Origin of the sequence: Collinsella sp. WCA1-178-WT-3 (M1), assembly GCF_009696325.1 — a bacterium.
In the GTDB taxonomy this organism is placed as follows: Bacteria; Actinomycetota; Coriobacteriia; order Coriobacteriales; family Coriobacteriaceae; genus Collinsella.
Window position 1 is genome coordinate 69,691 of the sequence record NZ_VUME01000004.1, and the last position, 20,161, is coordinate 89,851.

A 20,161-nucleotide genomic window follows, 5' to 3' on the forward strand; every position below is an offset into this window, starting at 1 on the left:
CATGCCTAAGCGTACTGACATCAAGCGTATCCTCGTCATTGGCTCGGGTCCCATCGTCATTGGCCAGGCCTGCGAGTTCGATTACTCCGGCGCCCAGGCCTGCAAGGTACTCAAGGAGGATGGCTTTGAGGTCATCCTGGTCAACTCCAACCCGGCGACCATCATGACCGACCCGGGCCTGGCCGACCGCACCTATGTCGAGCCCATCACCGCCGAATTTATCGAGCGCGTGATCAAGAAGGAGCGCCCGGACGCGCTGCTGCCCACGCTGGGCGGCCAGACCGGTCTGAACGCCGCCGTCGAGCTGGCAAAGGACGGCACGCTCGACCAGTACGGCGTCGAGATGATCGGCTGCGACCTTGCCGCCATCGAGCGCGGCGAGGACCGCAAGCTCTTTAACGAGGCCATGGCTGAGATCGGCCTGGAGGTCGCGCGCTCGGGCTATGCCTACAGCGTGGCCGACGCCGAGGCCATCGCCGAGCGCGTGGGATATCCCTGCGTGCTGCGCCCGAGCTTTACCCTGGGCGGCGCCGGCGGCGGCATCGCGCACACCCACGAGGAGCTCGTCTCCATCGTGAGCCAAGGCCTTGAGCTTTCGCCCGCCCACGAGGTACTGGTCGAGGAGTCCATCGAGGGTTGGAAAGAGTACGAGATGGAGGTCATGCGCGACCACGCCGGCAACGGCATCATCGTGTGCTCCATCGAGAACCTCGACCCCATGGGCGTGCATACCGGCGACTCCATCACCGTGGCGCCGGCGCAGACCCTCTCCGACCTTGAGTATCAGCGCATGCGTGTCGCCTCGCTCGCCATTCTGGAGAAGATCGGCGTCGAGACCGGTGGCTCCAACGTGCAGTTTGCCGTGAACCCGCAGACCGGTCGCCTGATCGTCATCGAGATGAACCCGCGCGTGAGCCGTTCGTCCGCACTGGCCTCCAAGGCCACGGGCTTCCCCATCGCCAAGGCCGCCGCTCGCCTGGCTGTGGGCTACACGCTCGACGAGATCGTCAACGACATCACCAAAGCCACGCCTGCCTGCTTTGAGCCCACGATCGACTACTGTGTGGTCAAGGTGCCGCGCTTTGCCTTTGAGAAGTTCAAGGGTACCGACCCCACGCTCACCACGCGCATGAAAGCCGTGGGCGAGATCATGGCGATCGGCCGCACCTTTGAGGAGGCCTTTGGTAAGGCCATGCGCTCGCTGGAGGACGGGCATCAGGGCATTTGCGCTGGTGGCAAGGAAGGTGCCGATAAGCTGAGCGACGACGAGCTCGCTCAGGCCGTGGGCACCCCGACTGAGCACCGCATCTTCTTTGTGGTCGAGGCCCTGCGTCGTGGCTGGGATGTCGCGCGCATCCACGCCATCTGCGGCATCGATCCGTGGTATCTCAACCGTATCAACGATATGGTGCAGGTCCAGGAGAGCATTCGCGGCCTGCGCGTGGAGGACATCGACGCCGACGCGATGCGCCTGCTCAAGCAGTATGGCACGAGCGATGCCGAGATTGCCGCGCTGACCGGCTCGGACGAGCGCTTTGTTCGCGCTTACCGTAAGGGTCTGGGCGTGGTTCCCAGCATGAAGACGGTCGACACCTGCGCTGCTGAGTTCTCGAGTGCCACGGAGTATCACTACAAGACCTACGAAAACATCTACCGCACGAGCCCGGTCGCCAAGAAGTGCGTTGCCCCCGACGAGACCACGCCGGCAGATAAGCCCAAGGCGATGATTCTGGGTGCCGGCCCCAACCGTATCGGCCAGGGTATCGAGTTTGACTACTGCTGCGTGCACGCGAGCTATGCGCTGGCGGCCCGTGGCTTCGAGACCATCATGGTCAACTGCAACCCCGAGACCGTCTCGACCGACTACGACACGTCCGATCGTCTGTACTTTGAGCCGCTCACCTACGAGGACGTCATGGACGTTATCGATGTTGAGCGCCCCGACGGCGTCGTGGTGACGCTCGGCGGCCAGACCCCGCTTAAGCTGGCGCGCATGCTCGAGGAGAGCGGCGTGAACATCATGGGTACTAAGCCCGATGCCATCGATTTTGCCGAGGACCGCGAGCGCTTTGCCGCCCTGCTCGACAAGCTGGGCATTATGTACCCGCCGGCGGGTCAGGCCACCTCGTTTGAGGAGGCCGAGGCCGTGGCCGCGCATATCGGCTACCCGCTGCTGGTTCGTCCGAGCTATGTGTTGGGCGGCCGCGGCATGATGATCGCCTACGATGCCGAGCATCTGCACGATTACATGGCCGAGGCTGCGCGCATTAGCCCCGACTACCCGGTGTACCTCGACCGCTTCCTGGAGGGCGCGATCGAGTCCGATGTCGATGCCCTGTGCGACGGCGAGGAGGTCTACATCGGCGGTATTCTGGAGCATATCGAGGAGGCCGGTATCCACTCCGGTGACTCCGCGACTTGCATTCCGCCGTTTAGCTTTAGCGAGAGTCTGCAGGCGAAGCTCCGCGAGACCACGCGCCGCATCGCGATGGCGCTGGGAGTCCGCGGCCTGGTCAATGTGCAGTATGCCATCAAGGGCGAGACCGTCTACGTGATCGAGGCCAACCCGCGTGCCAGCCGTACCGTGCCGTTTATCTCCAAGGCCACCGGCGTGCCGCTGGCCAAGTGCGCGGCGCGCATCATGGCGGGCGATTCCATCGCGAGCCTGGGCCTGCCGAGCGACGAGCGCCAGCTGGACTGCTTCTGCATGAAGGAAGCCGTTATGCCCTGGGGCCGTTTCCCGGGAGCCGACGTTATCCTGGGGCCCGAGATGAAGTCGACGGGCGAGGTCATGGGTGTCGCCAAGAGCTATCCCGAGGCATACGCCAAGACACAGCTGGCGATTGACTACAAGCTGCCCGATCCGAGCGCCGGCAAGGTGTTCATTAGCGTGTGCGATCGCGACAAGCGCCATATCCTTTCGGTCGCCCGTATCCTGCGCTATCTGGGCTTTGACATCTGCTCTACCGAGGGTACGGCGCGCGTTCTGCGTGGAGGCAACGTGACGTGCGAGGTCGTGGAAAAGATCAGCGGCCCGCACGACGGCGAACGTCCCAACATCGGTGACCTTATCGCCGATGGCAAGATCGCGGTGATCATCAATACGCCGTACGGCCCGGGCTCGCGCGGCGACGGCTATCTGTTGCGCACCGAGGCGGTGCGCCGAGGCGTGACCTGCGTGACGGCGATGTCTGCCGCCAACACCTACGTGAGCGCTATCGAGGCGGTGCGCGAGGACCAGCAGGGCCACGGCAGCGCCAACGACATGGGCATGGACGTCATCGCCCTGCAGGACCTGCCGCAGTACACGGTGTAATGTGACCTGGTCGGCCGGGGCGGGAGGGGCCGAGTTTCCCCCTTTCGCTCCGGCTGCAAGCAGAGTCGCTCAGGGGGAAACTCGGCCCCTCCCGCCCCGGCCTGTGGTGACTTGGCTGCACCGTGTACTGTCGAAGGGGCTTTGCGCGACGACTAGGGTTGAATAAAAAGTGAGTGTGGGCGCCGCCGTTCATTCGAACGGCGGCGCCCACGTTAATATTTCAGCCAACGTACGTCATGGCAATCCCCGGTAGGTCGAGGGTGCCCCGCGGCGGTCTGGTGTTTTCATCTGAACGACTTTGCGAAGCAACCGGAGTGAAGATGAAAACACCAGACCGCCGCGGGGCACACGCAGACCGCAGGGACGGGAGCAGCTATACTACTCTCTGTAGTTAAGGGTCGCGGATTGGCCGCGTCACCGCTCTCAACAGGAGGTCTTTGTTTATGGCAGATCAAAAGCCGGTTGTCGGGATCATCATGGGTTCCAAGTCCGATCTGGGCGTTATGGAAGGCTGCACCGCCGAGCTCGAGGCGCTCGGTGTGCCCTATGAGCTCGTGATTGCCAGCGCGCACCGTACGCCGGCGAAGGTCCACGAGTGGGCTTCGACTGCCGCCGACCGTGGCATCAAGGTGATTATCGCCGCAGCCGGCAAGGCCGCGCATCTGGGCGGTGTCGTGGCTGCCTTTACGCCGCTGCCGGTTATCGGCGTGCCTATGAAGACGAGTGATCTGGGCGGCATGGACTCGCTGCTGTCGATGGTGCAGATGCCTTCGGGCGTGCCTGTGGCATGCGTTGCCATCAACGGCGCCAAGAACGCCGCCATCTACGCCACGCAGATTCTGGGTGCTTGCGATCCCGAGTATCGCGCAATTATCGAGAAGATGAAGCAGGAGATGGCTGACGCCTAAGCGTTCCGCCGTTTCATCGCAGTATAAGGAGAGCCATGTCCGATTATCAGGGAAAACGATTCAAGGCTTCTCAGATTCCCGATCCGTCGAAGCCGGGTGCTACCCATGCGGCGCAGCAGGGTCGGACATCCTCTCCTCAGCAGCCGCGAGCGGCGCGTCCTGTGACGCCGGCGACGCACCGCCGCCAGGACACGCCGGCGGCGTATCGTCCCTCGTCTTATAGCGCAGCTAAGAAGCCACCCCGGTCTTCATCGCACGCCGCGCTGTCGGATTACACCGAACCGCCGCGCAAAAAGCGCCGTTCCGTTTTTCCCATCCTGCTCATCATTATCGGTGTCGGTCTGATCGTTGCCGCCGCCGCCATCTTTATCAATGCACAGATTGGCTACAAGCAGGCGAGCGATTCGTACCAAAAGATCGAGAAGCAGTACGTGAGCGATAAGGATGCGAGCGGCGTGCCGATTGTCGATTTTGACGCTCTTGCTAAGGCAAATCCCGAGATCGTGGGATGGATTTATGTGCCGGATACCAACATCAACTATCCCGTGGTGCAGGCCAAGGACAACTCTAAATACCTCAACACGCTGTTTGACGGTACGTCCAATGCATCGGGTGCGATTTTCTTGGACTTCGAAGATGTCGCGCCGGGCATGGTGGACCAGCAGACGACAATCTACGGCCACCATATGAACGACGGATCGATGTTTAATGTGATCTCGGACACCACCGACCAGGCGACGTTCGACAGCATCGAGTACGTGTACTACATCACGCGCGATGGCACGTATAAGCTGAGACCGCTGGCGACCAAGGTGGTTGAGGATACGTATGCCAAGGCGCGCGCGACCAACTTTGAGGGCGACGACGGACTGAAGAACTATCTGTCCGAGATGCTCGACGGTGCCTCTGCCGTGGCGAGCGATGCCACCGACCGTGCTGCCTCGGCAACCAAGGTCGTAACACTTGTGACCTGCCGCTCACTGTCATTTAGCAATACGCGCGCAGTCATGGTACTCACGCCGGTCGAGGAATAAGTGGTTCGAGAGTAGCTAATTTGGGACGGGGCTCTTTTAGCTACCCCAGTCACCTAACCCAGTAAAATCATTCTGCATACCCGGGGTAGCTAAAAGAGCCCCGTCCCAAATTAGCTACTCGACGACGGAAAAAAGGGGAAGCGATGCTTGAAAGTGGCAAATTGATGCCTTCGGTCGATGCGTGGCTGCGTGAAGCCAAGGCCGACGCTTCGGCGCCGGCGTGTGGCATGTACCTGACGCACAATGGCGTGGTGCGTGCGACACCCAAGTCCGAGGCGCGCGGTGTCGAGACCGATGGCGTGGCGCCGGGCCACAAGGTGGGCGGCGTGGTGTTTGGCTACGACGCCAGCAAGGTGCAGGCTGCCATCGAGGCGACGCGCGCGATGCCCGGCATCGGCTATGTGCGCGTATGGCTGGCGAGCGGCGAGCTTGCCGTGGGCGACGATATCATGCTCGTGCTCATTGGCGGAGACATTCGCCCGCATGTGGTCGATGCCCTGCAGGCGCTCGTCGGCACTATCAAGAACGAGTGCGTGAGCGAGGTCGAGCGCGAAGCGTAACGCCTAGCCGGCAACCCGTGTACATCTATAGCAAAAGCCCGCTGGCAGTTCATGTAGATCTGCCAGCGGGCTTTGGTGTGTTGGGGCTGTTTTGTGCCGGCGCTCGCTACACGCGCGTGGCGTCCTTGGGGCTCATGGTCATGCTCTGGAAGCGATTTTCCATATACTCGTTATCGAAGAACTTTCCGTAGAACTGCGCAACGGGAATATCGCTGGCCGTGCCGTTGACACGCTGGTACCAGTAGTCGAGCGATTGCAGCGTCATGACGCCGTCGACCAGCATGATGATGGTAAAGATGACGGTGGCTGAGTAGCGACTCTTCCAGGGAATCATGTTAATGAGCTTGAGCAATCTGGGCAGCAGCAGCTTGATCCAGATGAGTCCGCCCAGACCCCACAGGCAGGCGAAGCCCGTGCAAGTGCGACCGCCCGTAAGCACGGCGAGCGGATCGGGCATGCCAAAGAGCTTCATATGCGAGTAGCTCCACGAGACCACACCGAACGAGGTCTGCATAAACCAGCCCACAAAGACCTCAAAGCTTGCGCCAAGCAGGGCGCTCACCAAAAAGATAATGATGGGGTTCTTTTTGTAGAAGCGGTTGAGCACCATGGTCATAAGTACGGCGCCAAATCCGTAGATGGGGCTGAAGGGGCCAAATAGCATGCCGGCGCGGTTCTGGTAGACGCCTGGATCGTCGACCGTCATGTGCCAGATGTCCTCCAGGATCAGGCCGAGCACGCAGCAGACAAAGAATACCCAAAACAGGTTGAAGTAGTTGAGCTTAATGTAGCCCTCGCCGGTCTCATCGCGGCCGAGCATGCCCTCGGCGGCGGCGTCGCGATCGAGCATCTCCTGCAGGCGGCGCTGCAGTTCGCGCTCCTGACGAAGCGTTGGGTCAACAGTGGCCGAAAGCGCGACGAGGATGCCGAGCTGGATGGCGGGGCGCAGCAAGAACGGCCCGATACCCTGGAGCATCACGTCGACCAAAAGCTCAACGACGGTAAGTGCGATAAGGATATAGGACAGGCGCGCGGCGTTGCGGCGCTGGTTCTTGATGAGGTCCAGGCCAAAGATGATCAAGATGACCGCGCTCGCCGCCGAGAGCATGATGCCGGCGACGATAAGGCCGACCGCGACGAGCGTGTTGTCGCCGAGCTTGGCGGCGGCGTTGCCGTTGATGAGCGCGGTGATGACCTGCCACATAAAGGCGCCGACCGAAGGGAGCGTGCCTACGCCGGACAGGATGCACAGGACGGCGTACACCTTAATGATGAGGGGAATCTTCTTGACCTCCGTGGCGCTGGGGACGCTGGGGTCGAGTTCGTTTCGATCCATACGGAACCTTTCTCGTTTTGTTGTAGGTTACAAGGATACGCCGCCGACCTGCTAAAAGACAGGACGAATGGCCCAATTGCAGCAATGTAAGCCCTAACGGTGGGCGAAACGCGTCGCGACGGAAACATACGGGACCGTTGGCCCCGAGGGCGGGTTGCCCGATAAAATGTTTGGCCGCAAAACGGATTATAAGCTCGGTGGGCTTTTAAAAACCGCTGTTCATGCGCGGGAGTGCTTGTCTTGCCGTGCGTATAATAGGTCAGGTAACGCCAAATAACGAGGCTCTGAGGGGATGCCATGTCTCAAGAAACCATCCGCGCGGCCGAGCGTGCTACGGGACGGGTGACGACCATGTCGACGTATGATCCGGACTCCGACCAGCTGCATGAGGAATGCGGCATCTTTGGTGTGTGGGCACCCGATCGCGACGTGGCTCGACTGACGTACTTTGGTCTGCGTGCGCTGCAGCATCGCGGCCAGGAATCGGCGGGAATCGCCGTGGGCGATGGCGGCACGGTTATGGTTCGCAAAGACCTGGGACTGCTCGATCGCGTGTTCTCCAACGCCGACCTGTCGACGCTCTCCGGCCAGTTGGCTGTGGGCCACGTGCGCTATGGCACCGCCGGCGCCAAGAGCTGGGAAGCCTCGCAGCCGCATCTTTCCACCATCAACAGCGTCATCATCGCGCTCGCGCACAACGGCACCCTGGTTAACACTGACGAGCTGCGCCGCCAGCTGATCGAGCTCGGCGTGCCGTTCCTCTCCAATTCGGATTCCGAGGTCGCGACCAAGCTCATTGGCTACTTTACCCAGCGTACGGGCCACCTGCGCGAGGGCATTCGCAAGACCATGGAGCTCGTGCGCGGCGGCTACGCCATGACGCTCATCAACGAGCAGGCGCTCTACGCTTTCCGCGACCCGCATGGCATTCGTCCGCTGGTGCTGGGCAAGCTCGTGGACGAGGGCCTGGACCAGGCCGACGCCGCATCCGTTTCGCAGCTACCGTCGCAAGACGACGCCGCGAGGGTCGACGCTGCCGCTCATGTCACGCGCGCTGGCGGCTGGGTCGTTGCCTCCGAGACATGTGCACTCGATATCGTGGGCGCCGAGTATGTCCGTGATGTCCGTCCCGGCGAGATCTTGCGCATCAGTGCCGAGGGCCTGGTATCCGAGCAGGGTGTGCCCGCTGCCGAAGAGCCCGCTAACTGCATCTTTGAGCAGGTCTACTTTGCCCGCCCCGACTCCATCATGAATGGCAAGAGTGTCTACGCCTGCCGTTACGACATGGGTCGTCAGCTGGCACACGAGGAGCCCGTCGATGCCGACCTGGTCATCGGCGTGCCCGACTCCGGTCTGCCGCCTGCGGAGGGTTATTCGCGCGAGAGCGGCATTCCCTTTGGCGAGGGCCTCATCAAGAATCGCTATGTGGGCCGTACGTTTATCGAGCCCACGCAGGAGCTGCGTGCCATGGGCGTGCGCATGAAGCTCAATCCACTGCGCGACAATATCGAGGGCAAGCGCCTGGTCGTCATCGACGACTCCATCGTTCGCGGCACCACCATGGTGCAGCTCGTCAAGATGCTGCGCAACGCCGGCGCCAAGGAGATTCACATCCGCATCAACTCGCCCGAGGTCATCTGGCCGTGCTTCTACGGCATCGATACCGACGTGCAGTCGCAGCTCATCAGCGCTAACAAGACGGTCGATGAGATCTGCGAGTACATTGGCGCCGATTCGCTGGCCTTCCTTTCGGTCGAGGGCCTGCTGAAGGTCATGCCCAAGGGCGGCTACTGCGATGCGTGCTTTACCGGCCGTTATCCCGTGGCGATTCCCGAGAGCTTTGGCCGCGACAAGTTTATGGAGGGCTTTAAGCCCCGCAACCTGGATAAGCCGCTGTACTTTGGCGACGACGCCGTGGTCGAGAAATACGATGACCGCAGCTGGGAAGAGAAACACGGCGAGGCCTAGAACCTGCCATTTAGGGACAGGTTTATTTTGGTAGGTTTTACCTGCTGTTTTGTTGATTTGGCGGCGCGTGTTGTTACCGTGTGCGCCAACTTGAGGGCAACTATGGGCACTGTTTGGCGTCTGTGTGTCAAACGGTAGTGGGAGAGGAAGGCTCAGATGAGCGACAGCAAGCATGTGACGTATGAGGATGCCGGCGTCGATACCGCCGAGGGCGGCCGCGCCGTCGACGCTATTAAGCAAATGGTTAAGGATACCAACCGTCCCGAGGTTATCGGTGGCATCGGTGGCTTTGGTGGCCTGTTCTCGGCCGCCGCACTTAAGGATATGGAAGACCCGATCCTGATCAGCGGCACCGACGGCGTGGGCACCAAGCTCGTCCTCGCCCAGATTATGGACCGTCACGAGACGGTGGGCCAGGACCTGGTTGCCATGTGCGTCAACGACATTTTGGCTTCGGGCGCCGAGCCGCTCTTCTTTTTGGACTATGTTGCCATCGGCCACATCGAGGCCGAGCACATGGCAAAGATCATCAAGGGCGTGGCAGACGGCTGCAAGCTCGCGGGCTGCGCGCTCGTGGGCGGCGAGATGGCCGAGCACCCGGGCGTCATGGCTCCCGCCGACTACGACCTCGCCGGCTTTACCGTGGGTGTCGTCGACCGTCCCAAGATGCTCGACCCCGCCAACGTCCGCCCCGGCGACGTGATTCTGGGCCTTCCCTCCACCGGCGTGCACTCCAACGGCTACTCGCTCGTGCGTAAGGTCATCGGCGTTGACGGCATCAAGCCGGGTACGCCCGAGGCCGCCGCTAAGGCCGAGGAGCTGAGCCGTCCGCTCGAGGAGCTCGGCGGCGCATCACTGGCAGACGCTCTGCTGGCCCCCACGCGCATCTACGTCAAGCCGATTCTTGAGCTGCTCCGCGGCGGCGCTCCGGTGCACGCCATCGCCCATATCACCGGCGGTGGCATCACCGAGAACCTTAACCGTGCGTTGGCCGACGACGTCGACGCCGTGGTCACCCGCAATGGCGCCGAGATGGGCTGGGACATTCCGCCCGTCATCGCCTATGTTTCGCACCAGGCCGAGCTTACGCCCAACGAGGCATGCAAGACCTTCAACATGGGCGTCGGCCTGTGCCTGATTGTCGCCCCCGAAGATGAGGCCGCGGTAACCGATGCCCTGGTCGCGCTGGGCGAGAAGCCGTTCCGCGTGGGCGAATGCGTCGAGGGCTCCGGTAAGGTCGTGTACTCCGATGAGCGCTAACGAGCAGACGGCTGCCGCCGAGGGCTTGGACTTTGTGCCCTACACCCGTCCGACCGGTACCGATACCACCGAGCCGCTCAAGATCGGCGTGCTCATCAGCGGTTCGGGCACCAACCTGCAGGCGCTGATCGACCTGATCGCCGCCGGCAAGCTCAATGCTTCGATCGAGCTCGTGGTGTCGAGCCGTCCTTCGGCCAAGGGCCTGCAGCGTGCAGAGCGTGCGGGTATCCAGACGCTGACGCTCTCCAAGGATGTCTACGCCGACCCTATCGCCGCCGACGAGATTATTGCGCACGAGCTTCTCGAGCGCGGCTGCGAGTATGTGGTCATGGCTGGCTACATGCGCATGGTGCATACGCCGCTGCTGGCGGCGTTCCCCAACCGCGTTGTCAATCTGCATCCGGCGCTGCTGCCGAGCTTTACCGGTGCGCATGCGATCGACGATGCCTTTACGCGCGGCGTCAAGGTGACCGGTGTGACGGTGCATTTTGCCAACGAGATCTACGACAACGGTCCCATCATCGCCCAGCGCGCGCTGGCTGTTGAGGAAGGCTGGGATGTCGACACACTCGAGGAGCACATTCACGCGATCGAGCACGTGCTGTATCCCGAAGTCGTGCAGATGCTCGCTGACGGCCGCGTCCACGTGCTGGAGAGCGGTAAGGTGGCAATTGACCCGGCGCGCCATCGTGCGTAAAAGGATTCGCCTGGTTTTCCTTGCGACGTAAACTATCAAAAAAGCTGATTGGGGCATATGGAATCACATGTGCCCCAATCAGCTTAATACCTCTTTGATTTTGGGCTCTGGATAACGTGACGGGCACCATTCCCATTCCAAGAAATCCGATAGGGCCTCGTCCGTGTGTGGGCGGGGCCCTTTTGCGCGGCCTTTTATGTTTGCTATACTGCTAGCAAGTAGAGAGGAGCCGCTATGGGTGCAGCAACGGTGCAGCTCAACACACGAATCGATCCTATGCTCAAGGCTGGTGGCGATGCGGTCCTGACACGCAATGGATTGGGGCCGAGCGATGCCGTTCGTGCGCTTTGGGCCTATCTTGTCGAGCATCAAGCGCTGCCGGGATTTATGGTGACGGATAAGCGCGAGGCGCCCCGCGCGGAGAGCCTGGCTGAGCAGGGGTGTGGCCTAGCTTTTTCATCGCTGGGGCTAAATGCTTCGGATTTTGCGCCAGTTGGATCATCTGCGGAAGACTGGGATGCCGTACGAGATGATATGTATGACGCGATGATTGCCGACACCGAGGCGAATTGCCGATGATCGAGGCAAAGCATCTCTTGGTAGATACGAACGTTTGGCTCGATTATTACCTGCAAGAGGGGGCGTTCGACGAAGCGAAGAGATTAGTTGAACTGGCCGAGGCGGGAAAGATTGACCTTCTGTACACGCCCACGACGGCAAAGGATGTGTTCTATATCCTGCCTCGGCGTCTGGCCCGGCGGAATGCGAATGGGATTAACATGTCGTTTGCCTCGGCGTCATGGGCCTGCATCGAGCATATGATGCAGGTGGCAACTGCCTCTCCGCTTTCGTTGGCAGAGTGCGAGATGGCGCGCATGCTTGGCAAGCGCATGCCGGATCTCGAAGACAACCTCATCATCGCTTCGGGCGAGACGGCAGATGTTGACTACGTGGTCACGAGCGACCGGCGCATGCTGGAGGCGATGCCCGAGGTGTGCTTGACGCCTGCCCGCGCACTCGAGATGATTGGGATCCTCGGCTAACCTTGCCTGTCTGGTTTCGCTATCATATGGGGCATTGTGAACCTCATGCAACCTTGGAGGACGGTATGGCGGATAACGCCGAGATGCTATTCGCGCCTGAGCTGGTGTTTTTTGATTGGGAGTGCGCGACGCCGGATGAGGTGTTTGCGCGGCTCGAGGGCGAGCTCGCTCCGCGCGGCTACATTGCGTCCGGTTGGCTCGATGCCGTCCGTACGCGCGAGGACATCTATCCCACGGGCCTCGCTATGCCGGCGGCCAATATTGCCATTCCGCATACCGATCCGGGGTTTGTGGCTAAGCCCTATATCGCGGTGATTAAGCCCTCCGCGCCCGTGACGTTCAATGCTATGGCGGGCATGGGTGGCCCCGTGCCGGCGCAGATCATCATCAATCTGGGTATTGCCGAGCCGGGCGGCCAGGTCGAGGCTCTGCAAGCGCTTATGAATATCTTTATGGATGCTGACGCCGCAGCCGACGTGATCGGTCAGACTTCGTCCCAGGGCATGGTCGACGCCATCCGCCGCCACTTCTAAGACTGGCACCTTTGCACCAAAATGGTGCAGATTGACCTGTCTCCCATGCACCAGGTGTGCCGCGGGGCTGCGTTGTGACACAATGACGTTTGTTCGATTCGTGATGCGAAAGGCCAACTATGGCAAACAAGAAAAAGAACCCAGAGGCCGCACCGACGCCCGAGCAACGGTCCCGCGCTGCCTCCAGCTCTCGCAAGAAGCAGCGCAAGACGTATGTGTCTAAGACCGTCAAGATCGTCCTGGTGGTTATCGGCGTGCTGGCAATGCTGCTTTCCGTCTCGGCCATGGCGTGCTCCGGTTTGATGTCGCAGACCGAGAACAATAACTCGGGTTACAAACTGACCGGCGGTGTTGCTGCTACTATCAACGGCACCAACCTCACCGAGGACACCGTGACCAAGCAGATCATGAGCATGCGCACGTCCTACGGCTATACCAAGGACAAGGATTGGGCGCAGTACCTGGTCAATAACGACCTGACGCCCAAGAAGTACCGCAAACAGCTCATCGATTCCTATACGCAGCAGATTCTGCTCCAGCAGGCGCAGAAGGAGAACGGCGTGACGGTTTCGGACGAGGAAGTAGAGAAGGCTTGGAAGGACGCCTGCAAGAGCGCGGGCGGCGCCAAGACCTTTAAGGAGACCCTTAAGACCTACGGCTATACCGAGGACACCTACAAGGACTCGCTCAAGGAGAGCCTGGCGCAGCAGAAGCTTAAGGATGCCGTTGCTCCCACCAGCAAGCCCAAGGACAGCGAGATTGTCGATTACATTAACGAGAACCTGTCTAACTACAACGATGCCCGCCGCTCGTCGAACATCCTGATCAAGGTTGATTCCGACGCTTCCGACGAGGACAAGGCCGCCGCCAAGGCCGAGGCGCAGGAGTGCCTGGATAAGATCAACTCCGGCGAGCTGAGCTTTGAGGATGCCGTGAAGCAGTATTCCGACGACACCGGTTCCAAGGAGAAGAAGGGTGACGTGGGCTGGGATAAGCTCACCACCTTTGTCGACAGCTACCAGACGGCGCTCGAGGGCCTTAACAAGGGCGATATGAGCGATGTGGTCGAGTCGACGTATGGCTACCACATCATCAAGTGCACCGACTACTTCCATGTCGATGGCCAGGTCGATGACATCAATCAGGTGCCCAAGGCTATTAAGAAGTACGTTTCCAATGTGGTGAAGACCCAGGCATCAGGCACGGCATACAACGAGTGGCTGGAGAAGTACACGAAGGATGCCGACATTACCGTCAACCCCATGCCCAAGGACGTGCCCTATAACGTGAGCCTGAAGGGCGTCACCAAGAGCTCGACCGACGATTCGTCGACGACTGAGTAATCAAGGGGCGGTGCTCGTGCGAGTGCCGCCCATGTTATTGAGGAGGATTTGCAGATGACCAACGAAGAGCTGCAGCAGGAAATGATTGCCGCCATGAAGGCCAAGGACAAGGTTCGCCTGTCTATCATTCGCCAGGTCAAGGCCGAGGTTAAGAACATCGAGGTCAACGAGCGCCGCGACGTAACCGAGGAAGACGTCAACAGCATGATCAAGCGCCTGATTAAGCAGACAAGCGAGACGTTGGAGATGTCCATCAAGGCCGGTACCGATCAAGATCGTACCGACAACCTGACCGAGCAGGTCAAGATTCTGGAGAGCCTGCTGCCCGCGCAGGTTTCGGGCGAGGAGCTCGAGGCTCTGATTGAGCAGGTCATCGCCGAGCTGGGCGCCACGTCCAAGAAGCAGATGGGCCAGGTTATGGGGGCGCTCGGCAAGGCCACCGGCGGCAACTTCGATAAACCGGCCGCGGCAAAGATCGTCGGCGCAAAGCTTGCGTAATTGCTCGACGCTGCAAACCCGTACACGCGGCAATCTGACGTTCAATTTCAAGGGCGCGACCATAAGGTCTGCGCCCTTTCATTTCACGTCACCTTGCTCGCGTGTACGGGTTTTCGCTGACTTATGCTCAACAAGGGCGGTTGTATTATTTTCGGGTCTTGAGGGGCGCGGCCGTCATGGTCGCGCCCCTTTTTGCTGGGCTGGGTACTCATTTAAGCCTGTCCCCAATGAGTGGTCCCCAATGAGTGGGTTAAAGGTTGCGGGTTCTTTACGGGAATGCAGTGTGGGCTGCGGAAACGTGGTTCTTTCCGTAAAATAGAGCAATTCGTGTAAGCGCAGGGAAGGGATATTCATGGCAGACATGATCGAGATCAAGCATCTCAACAAGTACTTTGGCGACCTGCATGTGCTCAAAGATATCAACCTCACCGTCAAGCGCGGCGAGAAGCTCGTAATGATCGGGCCTTCCGGCTCGGGCAAGTCCACGCTCATCCGTTGCGTCGATTATCTGGAGGAGCCCACGTCAGGCGAGGTCATCATCGACGGTACGCCGCTCACCAAGAAGAATCATCTGGAGATGGCTCGCAAGTACAGCTCCATGGTGTTTCAGCAGTTCAACCTATATCCCAACATGACGGTGCTGGGCAACCTGACGCTCGCGCCCATCAAGCTGCAAAAGAAGAGTAAGGAGGAGGCGACCGAGATCGCCATCGCCGCGCTCAAGCGCGTCGGCATGGCGCATAAGGCCGGCGAGTATCCGCAGAACCTCTCGGGCGGTCAGCAGCAGCGCATCGCCATTGCCCGTGCCCTGTGCACCAAGCAGCCCATCATCCTGTTTGACGAGCCGACCTCGGCACTCGACCCCGAGATGGTCCAGGAAGTCCTGGACGTTATGATTGAGCTCGCGCAGGAGGATATCACCATGATCTGCGTGACGCACGAGATGGGCTTTGCGCGCCAGGTGGCCGACCGCGTCATCTTTATGGAGGACGGCCGCATCCTGGAGGAGGGCACACCCGAGCACTTCTTCGATAACCCCGAGAACCCGCGCTGCCGCGAGTTTCTGTCCAAGATTCTGCACTAGGCGCGGTGATGGACATGACGGATATGACGAGGGCGGCCGTGTCGCGCCGCCACTTTTTGCAGCTGGCGAGCGCCGGTATGCTCGCGCTGACGGGGACCGCGCTTACCGGTTGCGGCAACTCCACCGGCGGCGAGGACTCCGACAAGGGGTCTAAGCTTGCGGCCATCAAGTCGCGTGGCCATCTGAATGCCGGCGTTAAGAAGGACGTTCCTGGCTACGGCTATTACGACACCGCCAAGGGCCGCTTTGAGGGCATGGAGGTCGATTTGTGCTACCAGATCGCCGCTGCCGTCTTTGGCGTGAGCTACAAGGAGGCCCGTGCCCAGGAGCTTGTCGAGTTTACCGACGTAACGCCCAAGACGCGCGGCCCGCTGATCGATAACGGCCAGCTCGACGTGGTCGCGGCGACCTACACCATCACCGACGAGCGCAAGAAGAGCTGGGATTTCTCGACGCCGTACCGCACCGACTACGTGGGACTCATGGTCAAGAAGCGTTCGGGCTTTACCTCGATTGAGGACCTGGACGGCAAGGTCATTGGCGTGAGCCAGGGTGCCACCACGCAGGGCCTGATCGAGCAGATGATCAAGGACAACGGCTTTAGCTGCGAGCCCGAGTTTAGGGCCTTTAGCGGCTACCCCATCATCAAGAGTTCGCTCGATGCCGGCAACATCGACGTCTTTGCCATGGACCGCTCCACGCTGGCCGGTTACATGAACGAGACCGTTGAGCTGCTGCAACCCGAGGTCAAGTTTGGCGAGCAGGGCTACGGCGTGGCGACCAAGAAGGGCTGCGATCTTTCGGCCGTGGTCGATCAGGTGATATGCGATCGCCTGGCCGACGGCTGGCTCGACCAAGAGGTCAAGACCTGGGGTCTTGTATAGGCGCATCGTCCAAGGAAGGAATCAAATGCTCGAAGGATTGTTTGACGCCGACCGCTGGTCGACGACATTCCAAAACATGGGGCCCTTCTGGGAGGGCTTTGGCGTGACGATGCAGGTGGTCGTTGCCGGCCTGCTGCTGTCGCTGGTGTTGGGCACGCTGCTGGGCGTGTTCTCTACCACTCGTTCTCGCGTTCTGCGCGCCATAAGCCGCGTGTACGTGGAGTTTTACCAGAACACCCCGCTGCCCGTGCAGGTGCTCTTTATGTACATGGCCGGTCCGCAGTTTTTGCAGGCCATAACCGGTGCCGACCAGCCGGTGCGTATCGCGCCGTTTGTGCTGGGCTTCTTGGGCGTGGGCCTGTATCACGCTGCCTACATTTCGGAGGTCATCCGTACCGGTATCGAGGCCGTTCCGCGTGGCCAGATGGAGGCGGCCCAGAGCCAGGGCTTCACCCGTGCGCAGGCATACTGGTACATCGTGCTGCCCCAGACGTTCAAGATCATTCTGCCGCCGCTGTGTAACCAGGCACTCAACCTGGTCAAAAACACGTCGGTGCTGGCGCTTGTGGCCGGCGGCGACCTTATGTACCGTTCCGACAACTTTGTGAGTCTGTACGGTTACCTGCAGGGATACATCGTCTGCTGCCTTATGTATTTCATCATCTGCTTTCCGCTCGCCATGCTGGTGCAGTGGCTCGAGCGCCGCTCCAAGGAGCGCCCGCGCGGCGTGAGCCTGGCCGAGCTGGGGCTCGACAACGTAGAGGAGGCCTAGCGCATGGAAATCTTCAACGCGACCAACCTGCTCTACATTTGGGGCGGCTTTGTTAAGACGATCGAGATCTCGGCGCTGTCGATCTTTTTCTCGCTCATCTTTGGCACGGTGCTGGCGCTCGTTAAAAGCTACGCGCCCCGTCCATTCCGTATTTTGGTGAGCGCCTATATCGAGCTGTTCCGTTGCACGCCAAACTTGCTGTGGATCCTGTTTATCTACTTTACGGTGCAGGGTTTGGACATTGTGATTTCGACCATCGCCTTTACGCTGTTTACCAGCGCCGTTATGGCCGAGATTGTGCGCGGCGGCCTCAACTCGATTCCACGCGGCCAGTTTGAGGCGGCGCAGAGCCAGGGCTTTGGCTTCTTTGCCACCATGCGCTATATCATTCTGCCGCAGACGTTTAAGACGATCATTCCGGCGCTGTTTAGCCAGTGCACGACCGTCATCAAGGACAGCTCGTATCTTTCGGGCATTAACGTGGCCGAGCTCATGTACACGGCAAACGTCGTGATGGCCCACGCGATCGACCTGTCGCAGGTGCTTATGCTCTACGGCCTGGTGTTTGCGATGTACTTTGTGCTCAACTTTGGTATCTCGCTGCTGGTGAGGGCATATCAACGTCGCATTGTGGCCGCATAGTCCTGCTTCCCCAAGCACGGCACCTTGCCCCTCAATCGTCGCTTGCGTACATTTAGTACGCGGCGCTCCTCTTTCGGGGCAATCTGCCGCACTTGGGAAACCAGGACGAAGGTGGGGGCAAAATGAATGTGACAAAGGGACTGTCCCTTTGTCACATAGAGAAAGGAATCGCGATGAGCGATCTGGAGAACAAGAAGAATCCTGTGGTCATTACCATCGCGCGCGACTTTGGCGCCGAGGGCCACGAGATTGGCCGCATGCTTGCCAACGAGTTGGGAATTCCGCTGTACGACAACGAGCTGCTGGTGCGCGCGTCGATGCGCGCGGGTGAGTCGCTCGATAAGATGGCCGCCTATGACGAGCGTCTGGCCGTGGAGAACATGGCGTTTCTGCCCGACCGCTACGATGCGCGTTCGTACTCGGACAAGTTGTTCCAAAAGATGAGTCAGGTGATTTTGGACCTGGGCGAGACCGAGAGCTGCATTATCGAGGGTCGTCTGTCCGATTACCTGCTGCGTAACAACCCTAATCACATTGCCGTGTTGGTGACCGCACCCTTTGAGGACCGCGTCGAGATCGTGCGCAAGAAGCGTGGGCTCAACAAAAAGAAGGGCGCCAAGCTGGTCAAGCAGCAGCAGAAGGCACGCGAGGCGTTCTATAAACGCTACAGCGCCGGAAAGTGGAAGATGACGAGCGGCAAGGATATCGTCGTCAACCGCGCCAAGCTGGGCCGCGAGGGCTGCAAAGACGTCATAGCCGCTGCCTACCGCTACAAGATGGCTCAGCTCGAAGGCTAGCCGACCAAAAGCCATCACAAAGGGGGCGGGCACCTTTGTGATGGCTTTTGTTTTAGGCGGAGGGGAAGGCCTTGGTGAGACCGGCGCGCGTCTGCGTGTCGGTCTTTTGGTAGATAGAGCTCAGGTGGCGCTGTACCATGCGCATCGAGATACCGAGCTCCTCGGCGACCTGCTTGAGCGGGCGTTCGTCTTGGGTTACAGCCATGAGCACGTCGACTTCGCGCGGGGTGAGAGCGTGGTTGGTGATGAAGGCCTGACGCTGCTCCTCGATGGTGGGGGCGGCGAGTGCTACTTCTGCCAGCTGCTCGCGCTCGCGCTCCTGCCCGGTTTGGGGTAGACGGAACAGGCCGGCTGCCACGAATGCCGCGCAGGCGGCGACGAGCAAGACGAGTGCACCGATCATGATGCGGGCAACGTTGCCCGAGGTCACGAGGGCAAGCGAGATGCTCGATGTAGTGAACGCGCATACGTTGTTGGCCGCGCGACCCATGCCGGCCCATAAGGCGGGCGCGTGCATGCGTGGCGCTAGCTGTGTAAACGTGGCGGTGAAGAACGTGACGAAAAAGCCTGAACTCAGGTAAAAGACGATGAGGCCCAAGTTGGGGTCGGCGCCGGCTTCCACGGCCAAGATCGAAATGCTGGAAAGCACCGTGACGCCGAGCATGACGAGTCCCATATAGCGACGCTCGGCAAGGTCAAAGATGATGCCGGCAAGCAGACCGCTCGCTGCCAAAAAGAGGCGTGGCCAGGTTTGCACGGCAATAGTGCCGTGGGCGTTTGAGAACGTGACGACGTTGTCGAGGGTGGAGAACAAGCAGGCGAGAATCATGACGAGTGCGATGCTCCAGCACGCCTGTTTGGCGAGGGCGTGTGAGGGCTCGGCTAAGGGATTGATGGTGCGACTGGAGCCCTTGTCTGTCGCTTGGGGAGCGGCGCTGAGGGCGGAAATGACGATCGTCGCCGTGCCAAGAACGATGAGCTCCGCGATGCCGCCGCAGTCGAGCAGGTTGATCGCGAACTGCATCAGGATGCCTGCGGCATAGGCCGCTCCGGCGCCGGTGGCGAGTTTTGGGTCATCTTGGAACGCCATCGAGAATGTGTGGTGCGCCGCGGCGCCCAGTAGGCCGAGTCCGAGGAATGCGAGACATCCCAGAATCTCGAGCGCAAGCGGGCTTGTGGGGGACTGGATCTGGGTCAATCCCAGGATGGCGATGGGAACCGCGGCGCTGGCGGCTGCCAGTGAGTGGCCTTTGCGCTGTGCGAGCCCGAGCAGCGGCGCGTACCCGATAAAGCCGAGCACGCTCGCACCCAGAATAAAGCCCTGTGCGATTACAACGCGTTCGGCATCGGCGAGCAGCCCGACGTTGACGTCGAAGCGAAACTCGGCGGCAAGGAAGGCGAAGGTGAAGAGCGCGAGTGCCAGAAGCGCGTTGATTTTAGGCTTGCTCAGGTTCAAGGACGGTCCTTTGGGTGGATGAATAATCGT

Annotated in this window: 19 protein-coding genes; 17 read left to right on the top strand and 2 right to left on the bottom strand. The window is 60.4% G+C overall.

Annotation, left to right across the window (positions count from 1 at the left end):
* The first annotated feature begins 1 nt into the window (after position 1).
* The 4 genes from carB to FYJ40_RS03930 all read left to right on the top strand — a co-directional run bounded on the left by carB (position 2) and on the right by FYJ40_RS03930 (position 5,818).
* Positions 2-3,316 (top strand): carbamoyl-phosphate synthase large subunit, encoded by a 3,315-nt coding sequence (carB, locus tag FYJ40_RS03915; RefSeq protein WP_154516735.1) that lies wholly within the window; start codon positions 2-4, stop codon positions 3,314-3,316.
* A gap of 443 nt (positions 3,317-3,759) precedes the next feature.
* Positions 3,760-4,224: a 5-(carboxyamino)imidazole ribonucleotide mutase gene (gene purE / locus FYJ40_RS03920; RefSeq protein WP_154516732.1), complete on the top strand. Its 465-nt coding sequence runs from the start codon at positions 3,760-3,762 to the stop codon at positions 4,222-4,224.
* 35 nt (positions 4,225-4,259) lie between these two features.
* The gene (locus FYJ40_RS03925; protein WP_154516729.1) at positions 4,260-5,258 is read left to right on the top strand and encodes a class B sortase; all 999 of its coding nucleotides are present in this window, start codon (positions 4,260-4,262) and stop codon (positions 5,256-5,258) included.
* Between the two features lie 143 nt (positions 5,259-5,401).
* Positions 5,402-5,818: a molybdenum cofactor biosynthesis protein MoaE gene (locus FYJ40_RS03930; protein WP_154516726.1), complete on the top strand. Its 417-nt coding sequence runs from the start codon at positions 5,402-5,404 to the stop codon at positions 5,816-5,818.
* Positions 5,819-5,924: 106 nt separating this feature from the next.
* Here FYJ40_RS03930 and FYJ40_RS03935 read toward each other — a convergent pair whose 3' ends face one another.
* Positions 5,925-7,154: a putative ABC transporter permease gene (locus FYJ40_RS03935; RefSeq protein ID WP_154516723.1), complete on the bottom strand. Its 1,230-nt coding sequence runs from the start codon at positions 7,152-7,154 to the stop codon at positions 5,925-5,927.
* Between the two features lie 297 nt (positions 7,155-7,451).
* Here FYJ40_RS03935 and purF point away from each other — a divergent pair, with 297 nt between their 5' ends.
* From purF to FYJ40_RS04000, 13 genes are all read left to right on the top strand, one after another.
* Positions 7,452-9,122, top strand: a complete 1,671-nt coding sequence (gene purF / locus FYJ40_RS03940) for an amidophosphoribosyltransferase (RefSeq protein ID WP_154516721.1) — start codon at positions 7,452-7,454, stop codon at positions 9,120-9,122.
* Positions 9,123-9,278: 156 nt separating this feature from the next.
* Positions 9,279-10,382, top strand: coding sequence for a phosphoribosylformylglycinamidine cyclo-ligase (purM, locus tag FYJ40_RS03945; RefSeq protein WP_154516718.1), 1,104 nt, complete (start codon positions 9,279-9,281; stop codon positions 10,380-10,382).
* On the top strand, positions 10,372-11,079 hold the full coding sequence (purN, locus tag FYJ40_RS03950) for a phosphoribosylglycinamide formyltransferase (RefSeq protein WP_154516716.1): 708 nt from the start codon (positions 10,372-10,374) through the stop codon (positions 11,077-11,079). The genes purM and purN overlap by 11 nt, the downstream gene beginning before the upstream one ends.
* 234 nt (positions 11,080-11,313) lie before the next feature.
* Positions 11,314-11,658 (top strand): type II toxin-antitoxin system RelB/DinJ family antitoxin, encoded by a 345-nt coding sequence (locus FYJ40_RS03955; protein ID WP_154516713.1) that lies wholly within the window; start codon positions 11,314-11,316, stop codon positions 11,656-11,658.
* A complete protein-coding gene (locus FYJ40_RS03960) occupies positions 11,655-12,122 on the top strand; it encodes a PIN domain-containing protein (RefSeq protein ID WP_229770654.1) in 468 nt (155 codons plus the stop codon). Before FYJ40_RS03955 ends, FYJ40_RS03960 begins: the two co-directional genes overlap by 4 nt.
* Before the next feature lie 65 nt (positions 12,123-12,187).
* Positions 12,188-12,655, top strand: a complete 468-nt coding sequence (locus tag FYJ40_RS03965; RefSeq protein WP_154516707.1) for a PTS sugar transporter subunit IIA — start codon at positions 12,188-12,190, stop codon at positions 12,653-12,655.
* Between the two features lie 119 nt (positions 12,656-12,774).
* A complete protein-coding gene (locus FYJ40_RS03970; RefSeq protein ID WP_154516704.1) occupies positions 12,775-13,998 on the top strand; it encodes a peptidylprolyl isomerase in 1,224 nt (407 codons plus the stop codon).
* Positions 13,999-14,052: 54 nt separating this feature from the next.
* The gene (locus tag FYJ40_RS03975; RefSeq protein WP_117862823.1) at positions 14,053-14,496 is read left to right on the top strand and encodes a GatB/YqeY domain-containing protein; all 444 of its coding nucleotides are present in this window, start codon (positions 14,053-14,055) and stop codon (positions 14,494-14,496) included.
* A 352-nt stretch (positions 14,497-14,848) separates the two neighbouring features.
* Positions 14,849-15,580, top strand: coding sequence for an amino acid ABC transporter ATP-binding protein (locus tag FYJ40_RS03980; RefSeq protein ID WP_055251548.1), 732 nt, complete (start codon positions 14,849-14,851; stop codon positions 15,578-15,580).
* An 8-nt stretch (positions 15,581-15,588) separates the two neighbouring features.
* A complete protein-coding gene (locus FYJ40_RS03985; RefSeq protein WP_154516701.1) occupies positions 15,589-16,464 on the top strand; it encodes a transporter substrate-binding domain-containing protein in 876 nt (291 codons plus the stop codon).
* Between the two features lie 25 nt (positions 16,465-16,489).
* Positions 16,490-17,236: an amino acid ABC transporter permease gene (locus tag FYJ40_RS03990; protein WP_154516699.1), complete on the top strand. Its 747-nt coding sequence runs from the start codon at positions 16,490-16,492 to the stop codon at positions 17,234-17,236.
* Positions 17,237-17,239: 3 nt separating this feature from the next.
* A complete protein-coding gene (locus FYJ40_RS03995; protein WP_055285379.1) occupies positions 17,240-17,878 on the top strand; it encodes an amino acid ABC transporter permease in 639 nt (212 codons plus the stop codon).
* 173 nt (positions 17,879-18,051) lie between these two features.
* On the top strand, positions 18,052-18,675 hold the full coding sequence (locus FYJ40_RS04000) for an AAA family ATPase (protein WP_154516696.1): 624 nt from the start codon (positions 18,052-18,054) through the stop codon (positions 18,673-18,675).
* 52 nt (positions 18,676-18,727) lie between these two features.
* Here FYJ40_RS04000 and FYJ40_RS04005 read toward each other — a convergent pair whose 3' ends face one another.
* Positions 18,728-20,131, bottom strand: coding sequence for a LuxR C-terminal-related transcriptional regulator (locus FYJ40_RS04005; RefSeq protein WP_154516693.1), 1,404 nt, complete (start codon positions 20,129-20,131; stop codon positions 18,728-18,730).
* Between the last annotated feature and the right edge of the window lie 30 nt (positions 20,132-20,161).